The sequence below is a fragment of the Cellulomonas jepli genome, assembly GCF_047229345.1.
Lineage (GTDB): Bacteria > Actinomycetota > Actinomycetes > Actinomycetales > Cellulomonadaceae > Cellulomonas_A.
In genome coordinates this window covers 26,135-41,967 of record NZ_JBFTER010000002.1, presented here as the reverse complement: position 1 = coordinate 41,967, position 15,833 = coordinate 26,135, and the positions used below count along the sequence as shown (strand labels likewise).

16 protein-coding genes and 1 pseudogene are annotated in these 15,833 nt (G+C 75.6%); 11 read left to right on the top strand and 6 right to left on the bottom strand.

Annotated elements, in window-relative coordinates; genetic code table 11:
* Positions 1–16: 16 nt before the first annotated feature.
* The 6 genes and pseudogenes from alr to tsaD all read left to right on the top strand — a co-directional run bounded on the left by alr (position 17) and on the right by tsaD (position 5,429).
* Positions 17–1,345, top strand: coding sequence for an alanine racemase (alr, locus tag AB6N24_RS00790; RefSeq protein WP_412867560.1), 1,329 nt, complete (start codon positions 17–19; stop codon positions 1,343–1,345).
* Positions 1,342–1,905, top strand: a complete 564-nt coding sequence (gene tsaE, locus AB6N24_RS00785; protein WP_412867559.1) for a tRNA (adenosine(37)-N6)-threonylcarbamoyltransferase complex ATPase subunit type 1 TsaE — start codon at positions 1,342–1,344, stop codon at positions 1,903–1,905. The genes alr and tsaE overlap by 4 nt, the downstream gene beginning before the upstream one ends.
* A 117-nt stretch (positions 1,906–2,022) precedes the next feature.
* Positions 2,023–2,757, top strand: coding sequence for a tRNA (adenosine(37)-N6)-threonylcarbamoyltransferase complex dimerization subunit type 1 TsaB (gene tsaB, locus AB6N24_RS00780; protein WP_412867558.1), 735 nt, complete (start codon positions 2,023–2,025; stop codon positions 2,755–2,757).
* A pseudogene (gene rimI / locus AB6N24_RS00775) lies at positions 2,754–3,188 on the top strand (ribosomal protein S18-alanine N-acetyltransferase); the annotation flags it as partial. The gene tsaB and the pseudogene rimI, both read left to right, overlap by 4 nt.
* 138 nt (positions 3,189–3,326) lie before the next feature.
* The gene (locus AB6N24_RS00770) at positions 3,327–4,181 is read left to right on the top strand and encodes a sulfurtransferase (protein WP_412867605.1); all 855 of its coding nucleotides are present in this window, start codon (positions 3,327–3,329) and stop codon (positions 4,179–4,181) included.
* A 189-nt stretch (positions 4,182–4,370) separates the two neighbouring features.
* On the top strand, positions 4,371–5,429 hold the full coding sequence (gene tsaD, locus AB6N24_RS00765) for a tRNA (adenosine(37)-N6)-threonylcarbamoyltransferase complex transferase subunit TsaD (RefSeq protein ID WP_412867557.1): 1,059 nt from the start codon (positions 4,371–4,373) through the stop codon (positions 5,427–5,429).
* Positions 5,430–5,512: 83 nt separating this feature from the next.
* On the opposite strand, the gene AB6N24_RS00760 is transcribed toward tsaD, so the two are convergent.
* The 4 genes from AB6N24_RS00760 to AB6N24_RS00745 all read right to left on the bottom strand — a co-directional run bounded on the left by AB6N24_RS00760 (position 5,513) and on the right by AB6N24_RS00745 (position 8,887).
* Entirely contained in the window at positions 5,513–6,052 is a 540-nt protein-coding gene (locus AB6N24_RS00760) for a hypothetical protein (protein ID WP_412867556.1), read from the bottom strand.
* Positions 6,049–6,417, bottom strand: coding sequence for a PadR family transcriptional regulator (locus AB6N24_RS00755; RefSeq protein WP_412867555.1), 369 nt, complete (start codon positions 6,415–6,417; stop codon positions 6,049–6,051). Before AB6N24_RS00755 ends, AB6N24_RS00760 begins: the two co-directional genes overlap by 4 nt.
* Positions 6,418–6,491: 74 nt before the next feature.
* Positions 6,492–7,637 carry a glutamate--cysteine ligase gene (locus AB6N24_RS00750; protein ID WP_412867554.1) on the bottom strand — a complete coding sequence of 382 codons (1,146 nt, stop codon included), beginning with the start codon at positions 7,635–7,637 and terminating at the stop codon, positions 6,492–6,494.
* Positions 7,634–8,887: a class I SAM-dependent methyltransferase gene (locus AB6N24_RS00745; protein ID WP_412867553.1), complete on the bottom strand. Its 1,254-nt coding sequence runs from the start codon at positions 8,885–8,887 to the stop codon at positions 7,634–7,636. The genes AB6N24_RS00750 and AB6N24_RS00745 overlap by 4 nt, the downstream gene beginning before the upstream one ends.
* A 244-nt stretch (positions 8,888–9,131) precedes the next feature.
* Here AB6N24_RS00745 and groES point away from each other — a divergent pair, with 244 nt between their 5' ends.
* Entirely contained in the window at positions 9,132–9,428 is a 297-nt protein-coding gene (gene groES / locus AB6N24_RS00740; protein WP_183295483.1) for a co-chaperone GroES, read from the top strand.
* 249 nt (positions 9,429–9,677) lie between these two features.
* On the opposite strand, the gene AB6N24_RS00735 is transcribed toward groES, so the two are convergent.
* Positions 9,678–9,974: a WhiB family transcriptional regulator gene (locus tag AB6N24_RS00735; RefSeq protein ID WP_034629095.1), complete on the bottom strand. Its 297-nt coding sequence runs from the start codon at positions 9,972–9,974 to the stop codon at positions 9,678–9,680.
* 250 nt (positions 9,975–10,224) lie between these two features.
* Between AB6N24_RS00735 and AB6N24_RS00730 the strand changes: the two genes are divergently transcribed.
* The 3 genes from AB6N24_RS00730 to guaB all read left to right on the top strand — a co-directional run bounded on the left by AB6N24_RS00730 (position 10,225) and on the right by guaB (position 13,621).
* Positions 10,225–11,205, top strand: a complete 981-nt coding sequence (locus tag AB6N24_RS00730; protein ID WP_412867552.1) for a MerR family transcriptional regulator — start codon at positions 10,225–10,227, stop codon at positions 11,203–11,205.
* A 129-nt stretch (positions 11,206–11,334) separates the two neighbouring features.
* A complete protein-coding gene (locus tag AB6N24_RS00725; protein WP_412867551.1) occupies positions 11,335–11,997 on the top strand; it encodes a response regulator transcription factor in 663 nt (220 codons plus the stop codon).
* Positions 11,998–12,091: 94 nt separating this feature from the next.
* Entirely contained in the window at positions 12,092–13,621 is a 1,530-nt protein-coding gene (gene guaB / locus AB6N24_RS00720; protein WP_412867550.1) for an IMP dehydrogenase, read from the top strand.
* 134 nt (positions 13,622–13,755) lie between these two features.
* Here guaB and AB6N24_RS00715 read toward each other — a convergent pair whose 3' ends face one another.
* Entirely contained in the window at positions 13,756–14,487 is a 732-nt protein-coding gene (locus AB6N24_RS00715; RefSeq protein WP_412867549.1) for an exonuclease domain-containing protein, read from the bottom strand.
* A gap of 174 nt (positions 14,488–14,661) precedes the next feature.
* Between AB6N24_RS00715 and AB6N24_RS00710 the strand changes: the two genes are divergently transcribed.
* Positions 14,662–15,786: a GuaB3 family IMP dehydrogenase-related protein gene (locus tag AB6N24_RS00710; protein WP_412867548.1), complete on the top strand. Its 1,125-nt coding sequence runs from the start codon at positions 14,662–14,664 to the stop codon at positions 15,784–15,786.
* The last annotated feature ends 47 nt before the right edge of the window (positions 15,787–15,833 follow it).

The following is a 15,833-nucleotide window of genomic DNA, read 5'->3' as shown; positions in this document are numbered from 1 at the left end:
GTGGGAGACTGGCCGGGTGAGCGACTACCCCGCCCGTGCCGTCGTCGACCTCGCCGCGATCCGCGGGAACGTCCGCGCGCTCGCGCAGCACGCGCCCGGCGCGCAGGTCATGGCGGTGGTCAAGGCCGACGCCTACGGTCACGGCCTGGTGCCGAGCGCACGCGCGGCGCTCGCCGGGGGAGCGACGTGGCTCGGTGCCGCGCAGGCCGCCGAGGCGCTCGAGCTGCGGGCGGCCGGCGTCGGCGGGCGCCTCCTGACGTGGCTGCACGCCCCCGGTGCCCCGTTCGACGCGCTGCTCGAGGCGGACGTCGACGTCTCGGTCGCCGGCGCCTGGGCGCTCGACGCGGTCGTCGACGCGGCACGCCGCACCGGCCGCACCGCGCGCGTGCACCTCAAGGTCGACACGGGGCTCGGCCGCAACGGCCTGACCCCCGCCGACCTCCCGGACGTCCTCGACGCCGCGCTGCGCGCGCAGGCCGAGGGCGCGGTCGAGGTCGTCGGCATCTGGTCGCACCTCGCGTTCGCCGACGAGCCGGCGCACCCCACGGTGCTCGCGCAGGCCGAGGTCTTCGCGGACGCCGTCCGCCTCGCGGAGTCCCGCGGCGCGCACCTCGAGGTGCGCCACCTCGCGAACTCCGCGGCGACGCTCACGAGCCCCGCGGTGCACTACGACCTGGTGCGCCCCGGGATCGCGGTGTACGGGCTCTCGCCCGTCCCGCAGCTCGGCGGTCCCGCGGAGTACGGGCTCGTCCCGGCGATGACGTTCGAGGCGCAGCTCGCGACCGTCAAGACCGTCGGCGCCGGTCAGGGCGTCTCGTACGCGCACGCCTACACGACGTCGACCCGCACGGTGCTCGGCGTCGTCCCCGTCGGGTACGCCGACGGCATCCCGCGCCACGCGTCGGGCGGCCCGGGTCACCCGGGGGCGCCCGTCCTCGTGGGCGGTCGGCGGGTGCCGATCGCCGGTCGGGTGTGCATGGACCAGGTCGTTCTCGACCTCGGGCCGGACGCGGGGGAGCAGCCGGGCGACCGGGTCGTGCTGTTCGGCACCGGCGCGGACGGCGGCCCCACGGCCGAGGACTGGGCGCGCTCCGCGGGGACCATCAGCTATGAGATCGTGACGCGCCTCGGTGCGCGGGTGCCCCGCGTGCACGTCGACAGCGAGCAGGCGGTGGACGGCGCCGCGGACGGGACCGCGCGCACCGCCGCCGCTCCCGCGTCGTCGGGCGTGTCGGGTGAGCGGACGATGCTCGACGCCGGGGACGCGCCGCCGCCACCCCGGACGTCAGCCGTTCCCGGGACCGCCGCTCCCGTGACCACCGAGCCCGCGCGGGCCGGCCGGTGAGCGGGGCGGGCGAGCAGCGCGTCGTCGTCGAGCTGGCCGACGCCGACGCGACGCGCGCGTACGGCCGGGCGCTCGCGGGAGTGCTGCGGGCGGGCGACCTCGTGATCCTCACGGGTGACCTCGGCGCCGGGAAGACGACGCTCACGCAGGGCATCGGCGCAGGGCTCGGCGTGCGGGGGCAGGTCGCGTCGCCGACGTTCATCATCGCGCGCGTGCACCCGCCGCTGGCCCGTTCGGCTGCGGACGAGGCCGACGGCGCGCACGCGGGAGCGGTGACGACGACGGGAACCCCCCTCGTGCACGTCGACGCGTACCGGCTCGGCTCGCTCGACGAGGTCGACGCGCTCGACCTCGACGCGAGCCTCGACGAGTCCGTGACCGTGGTCGAGTGGGGTGAGGGGCTCGTCGAGGCGCTCGCGCAAGACCGGCTCGAGATCGCCCTTCGCCGACCGCGCGGCGACGCGGCGACCGGGTCGGACGACGACCCCTCCGCGGGGGTGCGGACCATCACGGTCACCGCCGTGGGCGAGCGGTGGGCCGGCGTCGCGCTGCCGGGGTGACGCCCGCTCCTCCCGGGTGACCTGCGCACCTCCCGGGTGACGTGCGCGGCCGCCGCGTCCGTGGGGCCGGAGCACCCCGGCCCGCAGCCACCCGGCCGGGGATGGGATGCTGGACCCGTGCCCGTTCTCGCCCTCGACACGTCCAGGTCCGTCGCCGTCGCGCTGACCGACGCGGCCGGCCGCACGCTCGCTGCGCGGTCCGCCCCTGAGCAGCGCCACCACGCCGAGCTCCTCGCCCCGATGATCGAGGCCGTCCTGACCGAGGCCGGCGTCGACCGGACCCAGGTCACCGCGGTCGTCGCGGGCACCGGTCCGGCGCCCTACACCGGGCTGCGGGTCGGGCTCGTCACGGCGCGGACGCTCGCGCTCGCCCTCGGGGTGCCGGTGCACGGCGTGAGCAGCCTCGACGCGCTCGCGGCCGAGGCCGCCGACCGGCTCGGGCTCACGGCCGGCGACGAGGTGCTCGTCGCGACCGACGCGCGACGCCGCGAGGTCTACTGGGCGCGCTACCGGGTCACCGCGACCGGCCCGACGCCCGCCGGGGACGCCGGAGTGCCAGGAGGCGCGCTGGTCGAGGTCGTCGCGGGCCCGTCCGTCGGTAGCGCGGCCTCGGTCGCCGCCGAGGGGCGTGCGGCCGGTGCGGTCGTCGTCGGGCGCGGTGCCCAGCAGTACGCCGCCGAGCTCCCGCCCGCCGCCGACGGGCCCTCGGACCCCGACCCGACGGTGCTCGCACGCCTGGCTCTCGCCCGGCTCGCAGCCGCACCCGCCGGGACGCTGCTGCCGTCGGAGCCGCTCTACCTGCGCCGGCCCGACGCCGTCCCGCCCGCCGAGCGCAAGCGCGCGCTGGCATGACGGTCGCGCACCCGGGCGTCACCGTCGACCGTCTCGTCGCGACGGACCTCCCCGTGCTCGCCCGGCTCGAGCGCGAGCTGTTCGGGGCCGGCGCCTGGTCGCTCGCGTCGCTCGCGGACGAGCTCGCGGGCGAGGACCGCTGGTACGTCGCCGCGCGCGACCCGCGGGGGGAGGTCGTCGGCTACGCGGGGCTGTGGTTCGACGGCGACGACGCGCAGGTCATGACCATCGGCACGGCGACGACCCACCAGGGGCAGGGCATCGGGCGCCTGCTGCTCGACGAGCTCGTGGCCCGGGCGCGCGCGCTCGGTGCGGTGCGTGTGCTGCTCGAGGTCCGCGTCGACAACGAGCCGGCGCTCCGGCTCTACGAGCGCGCCGGCTTCGAGCGGCTCGGCCGGCGGCGCGGGTACTACCAGCCCGAGAACGTCGACGCGTGGACGATGGGGCTCGCGCTCGACGCCGTGGCCGACGCCGTCCCGCACGCCGCGGGTGCGGGTGCGGGCGGGGGTGCGACCGCGGCTGCGGGTGCGCCCGACGGGGCCGGCGTCTCGCCCGTCCCGGCCGCCGCGGTGCGCTCCGCGGTCCTCGTCACCGCCGCCGAGCTCGCCGAGCTCCTCGCGCGCGACGGCGACCCTCGCCCGGTCGTGCTCGACGTCCGCTGGGCGCTCGGGCGGTCCGACGGCGCCGAGCAGCACCGCGCGGGTCACGTCCCCGGTGCCGTGTACGTCGACCTCGAGACCGAGCTGGCCGCGCCCCCGACGCCGCAGGACGGCCGCCACCCCCTGCCGGACCTCGCCGTGCTCGAGGCCGCGGCCCGCCGGTGGGGCGTGCGTGCGACGACACCGGTCGTCGCCTACGACGCGGTCGGCGGGATGTCCGCGGCGCGCGCCTGGTGGCTGCTGCGCTGGGCGGGAGTGGCGGACGTGCGGCTGCTCGACGGCGGGCTCGACGCGTGGGTCGCCGCCGGGGGAGCGCTCGAGCCGGGGGACGTCGTTCCGGAGCCCGGAGACGTCGCGCTCTCGGCCGGGCGGCTCCCGACGGTGGACGCCGACGAGGCTGCCGCGCTCGCACGCACCGGGACGCTGCTCGACGCGCGGGCACCCGAGCGCTACCGCGGGGAGGTCGAGCCCGTCGACCCCCGCGCCGGCCACGTCCCGGCGGCGCTGAGCGCACCGACCGCGGGCAACCTCGGCCCCGACGGTCGCTTCCTCCCCGCCGAGGCGCTGCGTGCGCGCTTCGCGGCGCTCGGAGTGCAGCCCGGCTCGGGCGACGTCGCGGTCTACTGCGGGTCGGGGGTCACCGCGGCGCACGAGGTCGCGGCCCTCGCGTCGATCGACGTCGAGGCGCGCCTGTACCCGGGCTCGTGGTCGCAGTGGTCGAACGACCCGGACCGCCCGGCGGCGACGGGTCCCGAGCCGGGCTGACGCGCGGGCCGTGCTCGGGCCGGGCGACGCGCGGCCGGGCCGACGCGCAGTCGGGGCCGACGTGCGGGCGGGCGGACCGACGTGCAGTCGGGGCCGACGTGCGGCCGGGCCGAGGCGCGGGCGGGCCGGTGCCCCTGCCGCGCGGCCCTCCGCGCAGGAGCGCCCCGCACGCCGCCTATCCTGGGCGGCATGTCTGGTGGACCGCTCGTGCTGGGGATCGAGACGTCGTGCGACGAGACCGGGGTCGCGCTCGTGCGTGCGCACGACGACCGCAGCGAGCTGCTCGTCGACGCGGTCGCGAGCTCGATGGACGAGCACGCGCGGTTCGGCGGGATCATCCCGGAGATCGCGTCGCGGGCCCACCTCGAGGCGATGGTGCCGACGATCGAGCGCGCCCTCGGTGAGGCCGGGGTGGCGCTTTCCGACGTCGACGCGGTCGCGGTGACCGCGGGCCCGGGGCTCGTCGGGCCCCTAACCCTCGGGGCGTCGGCGGCGAAGGCGCTCGCGCTCGGGCTGGGCGTCCCGCTGTACGGCGTGAACCACGTGATCGGGCACGCGGCCGTCGACGAGCTCGTCGACGGGCTGTTCCCCGACCGCGTCATGGCGCTCGTCGTCTCCGGCGGGCACTCGAGCCTGCTCCTCGTCGACGACGTCGTCACGGGCGTCACCGAGCTGGGGTCGACGCTCGACGACGCCGCGGGCGAGGCGTTCGACAAGGTCGGCCGCCTGCTCGGGCTCCCGTACCCGGGCGGTCCGCACATCGACCGGCTCGCGCGCGCGGGCGACCCGACGGCGATCCGCTTCCCGCGCGGGCTGACCGCGCCCAAGGACCAGGCGGCGCACGCGTACGACTTCTCGTTCTCGGGGCTCAAGACGGCGGTGGCCCGCTGGGTCGAGGCCCGGCAGGACGCCGGTCAGCCGCTCCCGCTCGAGGACGTCGCGGCGTCGTTCGCCGAGGCCGTCGCGGACGTGCTGACCGCGAAGACCATCGCCGCGTGCCGCCGCCACGACGTGTCGACGCTCGTGGTCGGCGGTGGCTTCTCGGCGAACTCGCAGCTGCGCGACATGGCGGCGAAGCGGTGCGCCGAGGCCGGCATCGAGCTGCGCATCCCGCCGATCCGGTACTGCACCGACAACGGGGCGATGATCGCGGCGCTCGGCGCGGCGGTCGTGCGGCGCGGGCTGCCGGCCTCGTCGCTCGACCTCGCGGTCGACTCCTCGATGCCGCTCACGCAGGTCCTGGTCTAGCCCGGCGGGCACGGGCCGTCGGCCGGACCCGTCCCGGCCCGTCGCACCCGTCGGCCGGCCGAGGTGGATGCAGGCGCGACGCCTCAGGCGGCCGAGGCCGTGCGACGCGGCAGGAGCCGCCAGAGCCGCGAGCCCAGCGCGAAGCCGACGGCCGCGAGCCCGCCGACGACGAGGGCGCCCTGCAGCGTGAGGCTCGTGCCCAGCGCGAGCTCGTCGTCCGTCGCGGTGACCGTGGTCGGCGCCCCGAGGTACTCGAGCGTCACGGTCCCGCCGCCCTGGGCGAGCAGGGTGTCGACCGCTCCGCCCCAGTAGGCGAGCAGGCAGACCCACGCCCCGACGAGCACCAGGCCGAGGACGATGCCGCCGTCCCAGTACCGCGGTCGTTCGCGGTCGAGCTCGGCGTAGTACCCGGCCGCGAGGCGGCGCGGCGAGCCGAGGTCGCGCAGCGCCTGCTCCATGCCGGTGTCCGCCGCGGCGGCGTCGATCTCGGCGACGAGCGACCGGGCGATCCGGCGGTAGTCCTTCGGCGGGTAGTCCTGCATCGCGAGCTCGAAGCGCAGGCGGTACCAGTCGCGGCGGAGGCGGTCGCGCAGACCGGGCCGGGCGGGGGCGGTGGTGGTCATGAGGACTCCTCGTGGCGCGCCGGCGCGCCCGGCAGGGCCCGGGTCAGCACGGCGTCGACGGTGGTGACGAGCCCGCGCCACGCCGCCACGGCGTCGTCGAGCTCCGTGGTGCCGGTGGGCGTGGGGACGTAGTACTTGCGGGCCGGGCCGGCGGAGGAGGCGACGAGCCGCGAGGCGATCAGGCCGTCGCGCTCGAGCCGGGTCAGCACGGGGTAGACGGTCCCCGTGGTGATGTCGGTGAGGCCGTCGGTCTGGAGCCGGGTCACGAGCTCGTACCCGTAGGACTCGTGCTCGGTCAGGAGCGTCAGGACGAGGATCGGCAGCACCCCCTTGAGCAGCTGGGGGTCGCGCGGAGCTGTGGGCACGGACCCAGGCTATACCGACTAGTGGGCATAACCAAGTAGCAGGCCGGCAGGACCGCGCCCGCCTGCGTGGTGGGTCAGAGCGGCCGGCCCGCCCGCATCTCCGCGACGAGCGCCGCGACCACCGCGTCGAGCTCGCCGCCGTGCCGTCGGGCGACGGCGCGCTGCCGTTGGTACGACGCCCCGCGCCGGAGGATGACGCGCACCGCGTCGAGCTCCGCCGTGCAGCCGAGCCGCTCCGCGACCGGCGCGAGCTCGCCGAGCAGGCGCTCGACCGCGTCGGTCACGAGCTCCTCGTCGCCCGCCGCGTTCACGATCACGATCGCGTCCATGCCGTAGCGCGCCGAGCGCCACTTGTTCTCCTGGACGAACCAGGGCTGCATGGTCGGCAGCTCCTCGCCGCGGTCGAGCATCGAGGAGAAGTGCTCGACGAGGCAGTGCGTGAGCGCGGCCAGCGCCGTGACCTCGAGCAGGTTCGACGCGCCGTCGCACACGCGGGTCTCGATCGTGCCGAACCGCGGGGAGGGCCGCACGTCCCAGCGGACCTCGTCGAACTGGTCGATCACGCCGGTGTGCAGCATGTCGGCGACGTAGTCCTCGAGCTGCTCCCAGCGCTCGAACTGGAAGGGCAGCCCTGCGGTCGGCAGCTGCTGGAACATCAGCGCACGGTTCGACGCGTAGCCGGTGTCCCGGCCGCCCCAGAACGGGCTCGACGCCGAGAGCGACTGCAGGTGCGCGAAGCACGTGAGCAGCGCACGCGAGATCGGCAGGACCTTGGCGCGGTCCTCGATGCCGACGTGGACGTGCACGCCGTAGATGAGCATCTGCCGGCCCCACCACTGCGTGCGGTCGATGAGCGTCGCGTAGCGCTGCTTGTCGGTGACCTTCTGCTGCGCCCAGCGGGCGAACGGGTGCGTGCCCGCGCACATGAGCTCGACGCGCAGCGGGTCCGTGACCGTGCGGACCTCCTCGATCGCGCGCGCGAGGTCCGCGCCCGCCTCCCCGACGGTCCGGCACACCCCCGAGACGACCTCGACGGTGTTGAGCAGCAGCTCCTGGCGGATGGCCGGGTGCTCGCGGCCGTCCGCGGGGCGCACGGCGTCGAGCACCGTCTGGGCGACCTGGCGCAGGTCGCCGGAGTCGGCGTCGACGAGCGCGAGCTCCCACTCGAGCCCGACGGACGAGCGCTCCGACCGCGCGAACGGCAGCTCGAGGCGGCTCATGCGCGGTCCTCTCCTGAGCCGGTCGCGTCCCCGCCGGACGCGTCGGCGCCGCCACCGGTCCCGTGCACCGGCTCGACGACGAGCACCTGCTGCGTCCCGGCGACGCGCGTGAGCACGATCGTCGCCTCGTGCGGGCCGCGCAGGTCCAGCTGCCGCCGGAGCTGCTCGGGCACGACCGCGGTGCCGCGCTTCTTGATCGTGAGCCGGCCGACGCCGCGCTCGCGCAGGTAGGTGCGCAGCCGCTTGAGGCCGAAGGGCAGCGTGTCGTGCACCCGGTACGCCGTGGCGACGGGGCTGTCGTGGAGCGCGTCGGACGTCACGTAGGCGATGGTGCGGTCCACGAGCCGCCCGTGCACGCGGGCGGCGACCTCGCCGACGAGCCCCGCGCGGATCGCGGCGCCGTCGGGCTCGTAGAGGTAGCCGCCGACCGGCCCCACGTCGGGGACCGGCGGGCCGTCGGGTCCGCTGCGGAGCACGTGCGTGCCGCCGGCGCCGAGCACGAGCGCGCTGCGTCCCGGGCCCTCGGGTGCGAGCGGCCCGAACCAGAGCCCGACCTCGACGACGTCGCCGTCGACCGAGACCCACTGCGCCTCGGCGTCGTCGGGCAGCGCGCTGTGCGGCAGGCCGGGGCCGAGCTTGAGCCCGAGCGACGGCACGGAGGCGCGCAGCGCGAGCAGCGCGTCGAGCGAGGGTGCGTAGGCGTTCGGGTCGAACACCCGGCTGCCCGACGACGTGCGCCGCGCGGGGTCGGCGTACAGGCCGTCGACGCCCTCCGCGGCGAAGTCGGTCACGAGCCCGTCGCCGTGCCGGACTTCGGCCTCGGGGAAGTGGCGCAGGTTGACGGTCGCGACCGAGGCGGTGACCTCGTCGACGTCGGTCGCGAGAACGGTCAGTCCCATGCTGGCGAACGCCATGGAGTCGGCGCCCACGCCGCACGTGAGGTCCGCGACCTTCGTGATCCCCGCCGCGGTGTACCGGCGCGCGTGGTGCGCGGCGACGACGAGCCGGGTCGCCTGCTCGAGGCCCGCGGGGGTGAAGAGCATGCCGTCCGCGAAGTCGCCGAACTTGGCGTGGGCCTTGGCGCGGAGCCGGGACTGGGTCAGCGCGGCGGCCACGAGCTCGGCGTCGATGCCCTCCTTGCGCAGGCGCTCCGACAGCGCCATCGCGCGGTGCTCGTCGTAGGGGGGGAGGGCGCTCAGCAGCGCCCAGCCCGTCGGGCTCAGGAGCTTGGCGAGGCCGGTGGCGTCCATGCCGCGATCCTTCCACGCCCGCTCCGGCCGGGCCGCTCGGCGCGGGCGACGCGACCCGCGCCGCGCCGGTCTGGCACTCGCCTTGACCGAGTGCTAACCGCTTCCTAGAGTGAGGCGCGCTGGCACTCTCGGGTTGAGTGTGCCAGCAGCACCGGCCGGCTCCCCGGCACCCGCGACGACGGGCGAGCCACTCGGTGCGTCATGGACATCACTGAAGAACTCACATGCGAAGGGGAGGTCCGCTGTGTCGGTCTCCATCAAGCCGCTCGAGGACCGCATCGTCGTCAAGGCCCTCGAGGCCGAGCAGACCACGGCGTCCGGTCTCGTCATCCCGGACAGCGCCAAGGAGAAGCCCCAGGAGGGCGAGGTCCTGGCGGTCGGTCCCGGTCGTGTCGACGACAACGGCAACCGCGTCCCGCTGGACGTGGCCGTGGGCGACAAGGTCATCTACAGCAAGTACGGCGGCACCGAGGTCAAGTACTCCGGCGAGGAGTACCTCATCCTCTCGGCGCGCGACATTCTCGCGGTCGTCGTCAAGTGACGCCCGGTCAGCTCTGCTGACCGCGTGACGAAGCCCCTCCCGGCCTGGCCGGGAGGGGCTTCGTCGTGCTCGGGCCGGACGGATCGGGACGGCCGTGCCGGCCGGGCGCGCGAGCCGGGCCGTGGCTCGCGACGTACATGTCCGGGGACCATATGAAGGTGCCCGGACATGCACGAAGCCCCTCCGGACGAACCAGGAGGGGCCTCGGCGACGTGGGCCCGCGGTGAGGCGGGCGGCCGTGCGGGTGCGTCAGACGGCGGCCTGACGCGTCGACGGCCGGGCGAGGATCGCGGCGCGCTCGTCCTCGGACAGCCCGCCCCAGACGCCGTACGGCTCGCGGACGGCGAGCGACTGCTCGCGGCACTCCTTGAGCACGGGGCACGTGGCGCAGATGGCCTTGGCGGCCTCGGCGCGACGGCGGCGGGCCGAGCCGCGCTCACCCTCCGGGTGGAAGAACAGGTTCTCGTCGGCGTCGCGGCAGGCGCCCTCGAACTGCCACTCCCACAGGTCCATCACCGGTCCGGGCAAACGCGAGATCTCAGCCATGGGGTCCTCCTTGACGAGCTGTGCGCCGGCGGGGGTCCCGCGGGCGGAAGTTGTGTCGACGAGAGACCCGGGCCGCGAAGCCCTGACCTGCTGCGTCTGAAGCGAGACACTACAACCGCGTCAGAAGTTGTTCAAGCCCCCTGTTCGATACCGCTTCACGGACGGGGCGGGCGTGACCAACTTGGTCACGTGCCCGACTCGCTCGCGGAACGCGTTGGCGACCGCGTCAGGACCTGGGCACAATCGCTTCATGGCAACCGCGGACGGGTCTGGCTCGGCGTCCGCAGACCCTTCGCCGCCCGGCGCGGGCGAGGCCCCGGCGCTGACCGTCGCCGCCGTCGCCCGGCGGCTCGGGGTGGCCCCGGCGACCCTGCGGACCTGGGACCGGCGCTACGACCTGGGGCCCTCGGCGCACTCCGCCGGCTCGCACCGGCGCTACACCGCCGAGGACGTCGCGCGCCTGCTCGTCATGCGCGGGCTCACGCTCGACGGCGTCGCGCCCTCCGAGGCCGCCCGCGTCGCGCGCGAGTCGCACGTGCACGCCGACGTCGACGGGCCCCCGGCGCCCGCCGCGCCCCGCGCCGCAGCCCCGGCCGAGGGTCGCGACGTCGCCGCGCCCGCGACGCCCACCCTGGTCGTCGACGCGGCGCTGCGCGGTGACGAGGCGGGAGTGCGCCGGCTGCTCGCGCCGCCGGAGCCCGGCGGTGTCATGGCGTGGTGGACCGAGCTGGTCGAGCCGGCGCGGCACGCCATCGCGTCCCGCACCGTGCTCGCCCGGGCGGGTGAGGACGCCGACGGCCTCGTCGTCGCCGCCGTGCTCGCGGGGCTGCGCGCGCGCACCGCCCCCCTGCAGAACGCCCACGTCGCCGGACGCCGGGTCGTGCTGCTGCTCGCGCCGCCGGGGGAGGAGCGCCCGCTCGTCCTGCACATGCTCGCCGCCGCGTTCGCGGAGCAGTCGGTCGACGCGCGCATCGTGGCCGGGCGCGTCGAGCAGAACCGCCTCGTCGAGATCGCCACGATGACGCGGCCCGCGGCGGTCGTGCTCGTCAGCACCCAGGACGCGCCCAACCTCGCCGTCGTCGCGGCGCTCGCGGCGGCGCACCCGCAGGTCCCGCAGTTCGTCCACGTGCCCGACGACGCCGCCGCGGAGCACGTCCCGCTCGACCGGACGGTCCACCGGTCGCGCTCTCTCCCTGGCCTGCTGCACGAGGTCCTGGCCGTGAGCTCCTGACGGACATCTGTCCAGCTTTGGGCCCCCGGGCCCGCCCTTTCACCCGTTCGGTGGACTAACCTTGCGGAGCGCTGCGTCGATACACAGGCGACGGCCGACGGATGCTCCGCGGCCAGGAGGAGGGATCTGATGGCTGGAGTCGTGGTCTGTCACGGCTCGACGACGGTGCGCGAGCGCCTCGTCCTGACGGCCCTCGGGGTCCCCTCGCTCGCACCCGTCCGGGCCGCGGCCTCGGTCGACGAGCTGGTGACCCTCGCGCGGCGCATGCCGCCGACCATCGTGCTGCTCGACGCGCACCTCGGTGGCGTCGGGCCGATCGAGGCGATCCGCCGCCTGCGCTCGGTCTCGGGCGCCACCACGGTCGTGCTGCTCGCGACGCCCGGTGACGAGGTCGCCCTCGACCGCGCGATCGCGATCGGCGCCCGCGGCTACCTCGCCCCCGACGTGGGGCGCGCCGAGCTGTCCGCGGTCGCCGCGCACGTCCTGGCGACCCCGGTCCTGCCCGCCGCCGTCCCGGTCGGCGCGCGCACCGAGCCGGCGACGGGCGTCATCGAGGCGCTCACCGAGGTCCCCGCCCAGGCGCACGCACCCGAGACGGTCTCGCTGACCAAGCGCGAGATCGAGGTGCTCATCGGCATGAGCAACGGCCGGTCGAACTCCCAGATCGGCGCCGAGCTGTTCCTCTCCGAGGACACCGTCAAGACGCACGCGCGTCGCCTGTTCCGCAAGCTCGGCGCGGCCGACCGCGCGCAGGCCGTCGCGATCGGGCTGCGCCGGGGGCTCATCCGCTGACGCCGCCCGCGGCCCGCATCGACCCGTTCCAGGGAGCTGTCCGTGTGACGGGCGGCACCTCGGAACGCCGGACCCTGCGGCGTATCATCGGCGGATGAGCGACGCTGGCACCCCCGGATCCGCTGCGCCGGCCGACCCGTTCGGCTACATCGGCCTCACCTACGACGACGTGCTCCTCCTCCCCGGGGAGACGGACGTCATCCCGAGCGAGGTCGACACCACGACCCGCCTCACGCGCGAGATCTCGATCGCGATCCCGCTGCTGTCCGCGGCGATGGACACCGTCACCGAGTCGCGCATGGCGATCGCGATGGCGCGCCAGGGCGGCATCGGGATCCTGCACCGCAACCTCTCGATCCGGGACCAGGCCCACCAGGTCGAGCTCGTCAAGCGCTCCGAGTCCGGGATGGTCACCGACCCGGTCACGGTGGGGCCGGACGCGTCGCTCGCCGAGCTCGACGCCCTGTGCGGCAAGTACCGGGTCTCCGGGCTGCCGGTCGTCGACGACCAGCAGCGCCTGCTCGGCATCATCACGAACCGCGACCTGCGCTTCGTGCCGTCCTCGGAGTACGAGACGCGCACGGTCCGCGAGGTCATGACCCAGATGCCGCTCATCACGGCGCCCGTGGGCATCGAGCGCGACGACGCCGCGGCCCTGCTGGCGAAGCACAAGATCGAGAAGCTCCCGCTGGTCGACGCCGCGGGCGTGCTGCGCGGGCTCATCACCGTCAAGGACTTCGTGAAGTCGGAGCAGTACCCGCTCGCCACGAAGGACGCCGAGAGCCGGCTGGTCGTCGGTGCCGCGGTCGGGTTCTTCGGCGACGCGTGGGACCGCGTCACGACGCTCGTCGAGGCCGGGGTCGACGTGCTCGTCGTCGACACCGCGAACGGGCACGCGCGCCTCATGCTCGACATGGTCCGCAGGATCAAGTCCGACCCCGCGACGCGCGGCGTCCAGGTCATCGGCGGCAACATCGCGACGCGCGAGGGCGCCCAGGCGCTCGTCGACGCGGGCGTCGACGCGGTCAAGGTCGGCGTCGGGCCGGGCTCGATCTGCACGACGCGCGTGGTCGCCGGTGTCGGCGTGCCGCAGGTCAGCGCGATCTACGCGGCCTCGCTCGCCGCGAAGCCCGCCGGGGTGCCCGTGATCGGCGACGGCGGCCTGCAGTACTCGGGCGACATCGCCAAGGCGCTCGTCGCCGGTGCGGACTCGGTCATGCTCGGCGGGCTGCTCGCCGGGTGCGACGAGTCCCCGGGCGACCTCGTCTTCGTCAACGGCAAGCAGTTCAAGCGCTACCGCGGCATGGCCTCGCTCGGGGCGATGCAGTCGCGCGGCGACCGCCGCTCGTACTCCAAGGACCGCTACTTCCAGGGCGACCTGTCCGACGACGAGATCATCACCGAGGGCATCGAGGGTCAGGTCCCGTACCGCGGCCCGCTCGCGGCGGTCTCGCACCAGCTCGTCGGCGGCCTGCACCAGTCGATGTTCTACGTCGGCGCGCGGACCGTCCCCGAGCTCCAGGCGCGCGGCAAGTTCGTGCGCATCACGTCGGCGGGGCTCAAGGAGTCCCACCCGCACGACGTGCAGATGATCTCCGAGGCGCCCAACTACTCCTCGCGCTGACGCCCCTCGACGCCGGGCCGCCCCTCGCCGGGCGGCCCGGCGTCGTCGTGCGGTGGGGAGTCCGGAGGGGGACCGGGCCGTGCGCCGGACGTGCACCGGGGTCAACGGGTGGACGCCGCGCCGCGCCGCGCCGCTCAGCCCACGGACACCGGCACGGCCTCGGCGGTCGCACGGGTCGGCCACGTCGTCTCGGCGCCCGGGCCCTCGAGCCCGCGGCCCGCGCGCCACGCGTTGAAGCTCTCGGCCCAGGCCCGGTGGGCGGTCACCTGGTACTCGTGCAGCGTCTCGAGGTCGAGGGTGCGCAGGTGCGGGAACCGCCCGACGAGCCGGTCGAGCACGTCCAGGGTCGCGACGACGTCGACGTCGGCGGTGTGCAGCGCGCCCGGGTCGACGACCTCGTAGTGCCCGCACAGGTCGACGAGCTTGCGCCGGCCGGGTCGGTAGCGGTCCTCGTGCCGGTCGAGCACGAGCGGGTCGATCACGGGCCCGACGGCGCGGCCGAGGCGCGCGGACATGGGACGCAGGCCGTGGCGGCGCAGCTCGGCGTCGAGCAGGCAGAGGTCGAACGACGCGTTGTAGGCGACGACGGGCGTGCCCTCGCGCAGGGCGGCGGCGAGCTCGGTCGCGATCTCCTCGAGCGCGCCCGCCGGGGCTGCGCCGTGCGTGCGGGCGTGCTCGGTCGAGATGCCGTGGATCGCGGCCGCCTCGGCGGGGATCTCGACGCCCGGGTCGACGAGCCACGTCCGGACGTGGGTGCCGTGCGCGTCGCGGCGCACGAGGGCGGCGGTGACGATGCGGTCCTGCTCGACGTCGACGCCGGTCGTCTCGGTGTCGAAGCCCACCAGGGGACCCTGCGTCCAGCTCATCGTCGTGCTCCTCGCTCGCCCTGCTCGTCCAGCCCGCGCGGCCGGCCCACGCACCGCGACCCGGCCACCTCCACCCACCTGCACCTGAGCCGCGCCCACCTGCGCGGCGGCTCGCGCCCACAGTGCCAGCGGGCACCGACACGGAGCGGGACGGCACGCCGGTAACCTGGACCGGTGAGCAACGAGATCGAGATCGGGCGCGGCAAGCGGGGACGCCGCGCGTACTCCTTCGACGACATCGCGGTGGTGCCCTCGCGGCGCACGCGCGACCCCGAGGAGGTCTCGGTCAGCTGGCAGATCGACGCCTACCAGTTCGAGCTCCCGGTGGTCGCCGCGCCGATGGACTCCGTCATGAGCCCCGCGACGGCGGTCGCGCTCGGCCGGGCGGGCGGGCTCGGCGTGCTCGACCTCGAGGGCATCTGGACGCGCTACGAGTCGCCGGAGCCGCTGCTCGCGGAGATCGCCGAGCTCGACAGCGCGGACGCGACGGCCCGCATGCAGGAGATCTACGCCGCGCCGATCGACGCCGACCTCATCGCGCTGCGGCTCAAGGAGATCCGCGCCGCGGGCGTGACGGTCGCGGGCGCGCTCTCGCCGCAGCGCACGCGCGAGTTCTCCAAGGTCGTGGTCGACGCCGGCGTCGACCTGTTCGTCATCCGCGGGACCACGGTCTCGGCCGAGCACGTCTCGGGCCGCGCGGAGCCGCTCAACCTCAAGCGCTTCATCTACGAGCTCGACGTGCCGGTCATCGTTGGCGGCGCGTCGACGTACACCGCGGCGCTGCACCTCATGCGGACGGGCGCGGCGGGCGTGCTCGTGGGCTTCGGCGGCGGCGCGGCACACACCACGCGGACCTCGCTCGGCATCCACGCGCCGATGGCCACCGCGGTCGCGGACGTCGCGGCGGCGCGGCGCGACTACCTCGACGAGTCGGGCGGGCGCTACGTGCACGTCATGGCCGACGGCGGCGTCGGGCGCTCGGGCGACATCGTCAAGGCGATCGCGTGCGGCGCGGACGCGGTCATGCTCGGGGCGGCGCTCGCGCGGGCCACCGAGGCGCCGGGCCAGGGCTGGCACTGGGGACCCGAGGCGCACCACCCGGAGCTCCCGCGCGGCGAGCGCGTCCGCGTCGGCTCGTCGGGCACGCTCCAGCAGGTGCTCTTCGGCCCCGGCCACACCGCCGACGGCACCCTCAACCTCATCGGGGCGCTGCGGCGCTCGATGGCGACGACGGGCTACTCGGACCTCAAGGAGCTGCAGCGCGTCGAGGTCGTCGTCTCGCCGTACCAGCCGCACTGACGCACGTCCGGCGCGGGACCGGCCGGTCCCGGGAGAGCGCGGCCGGT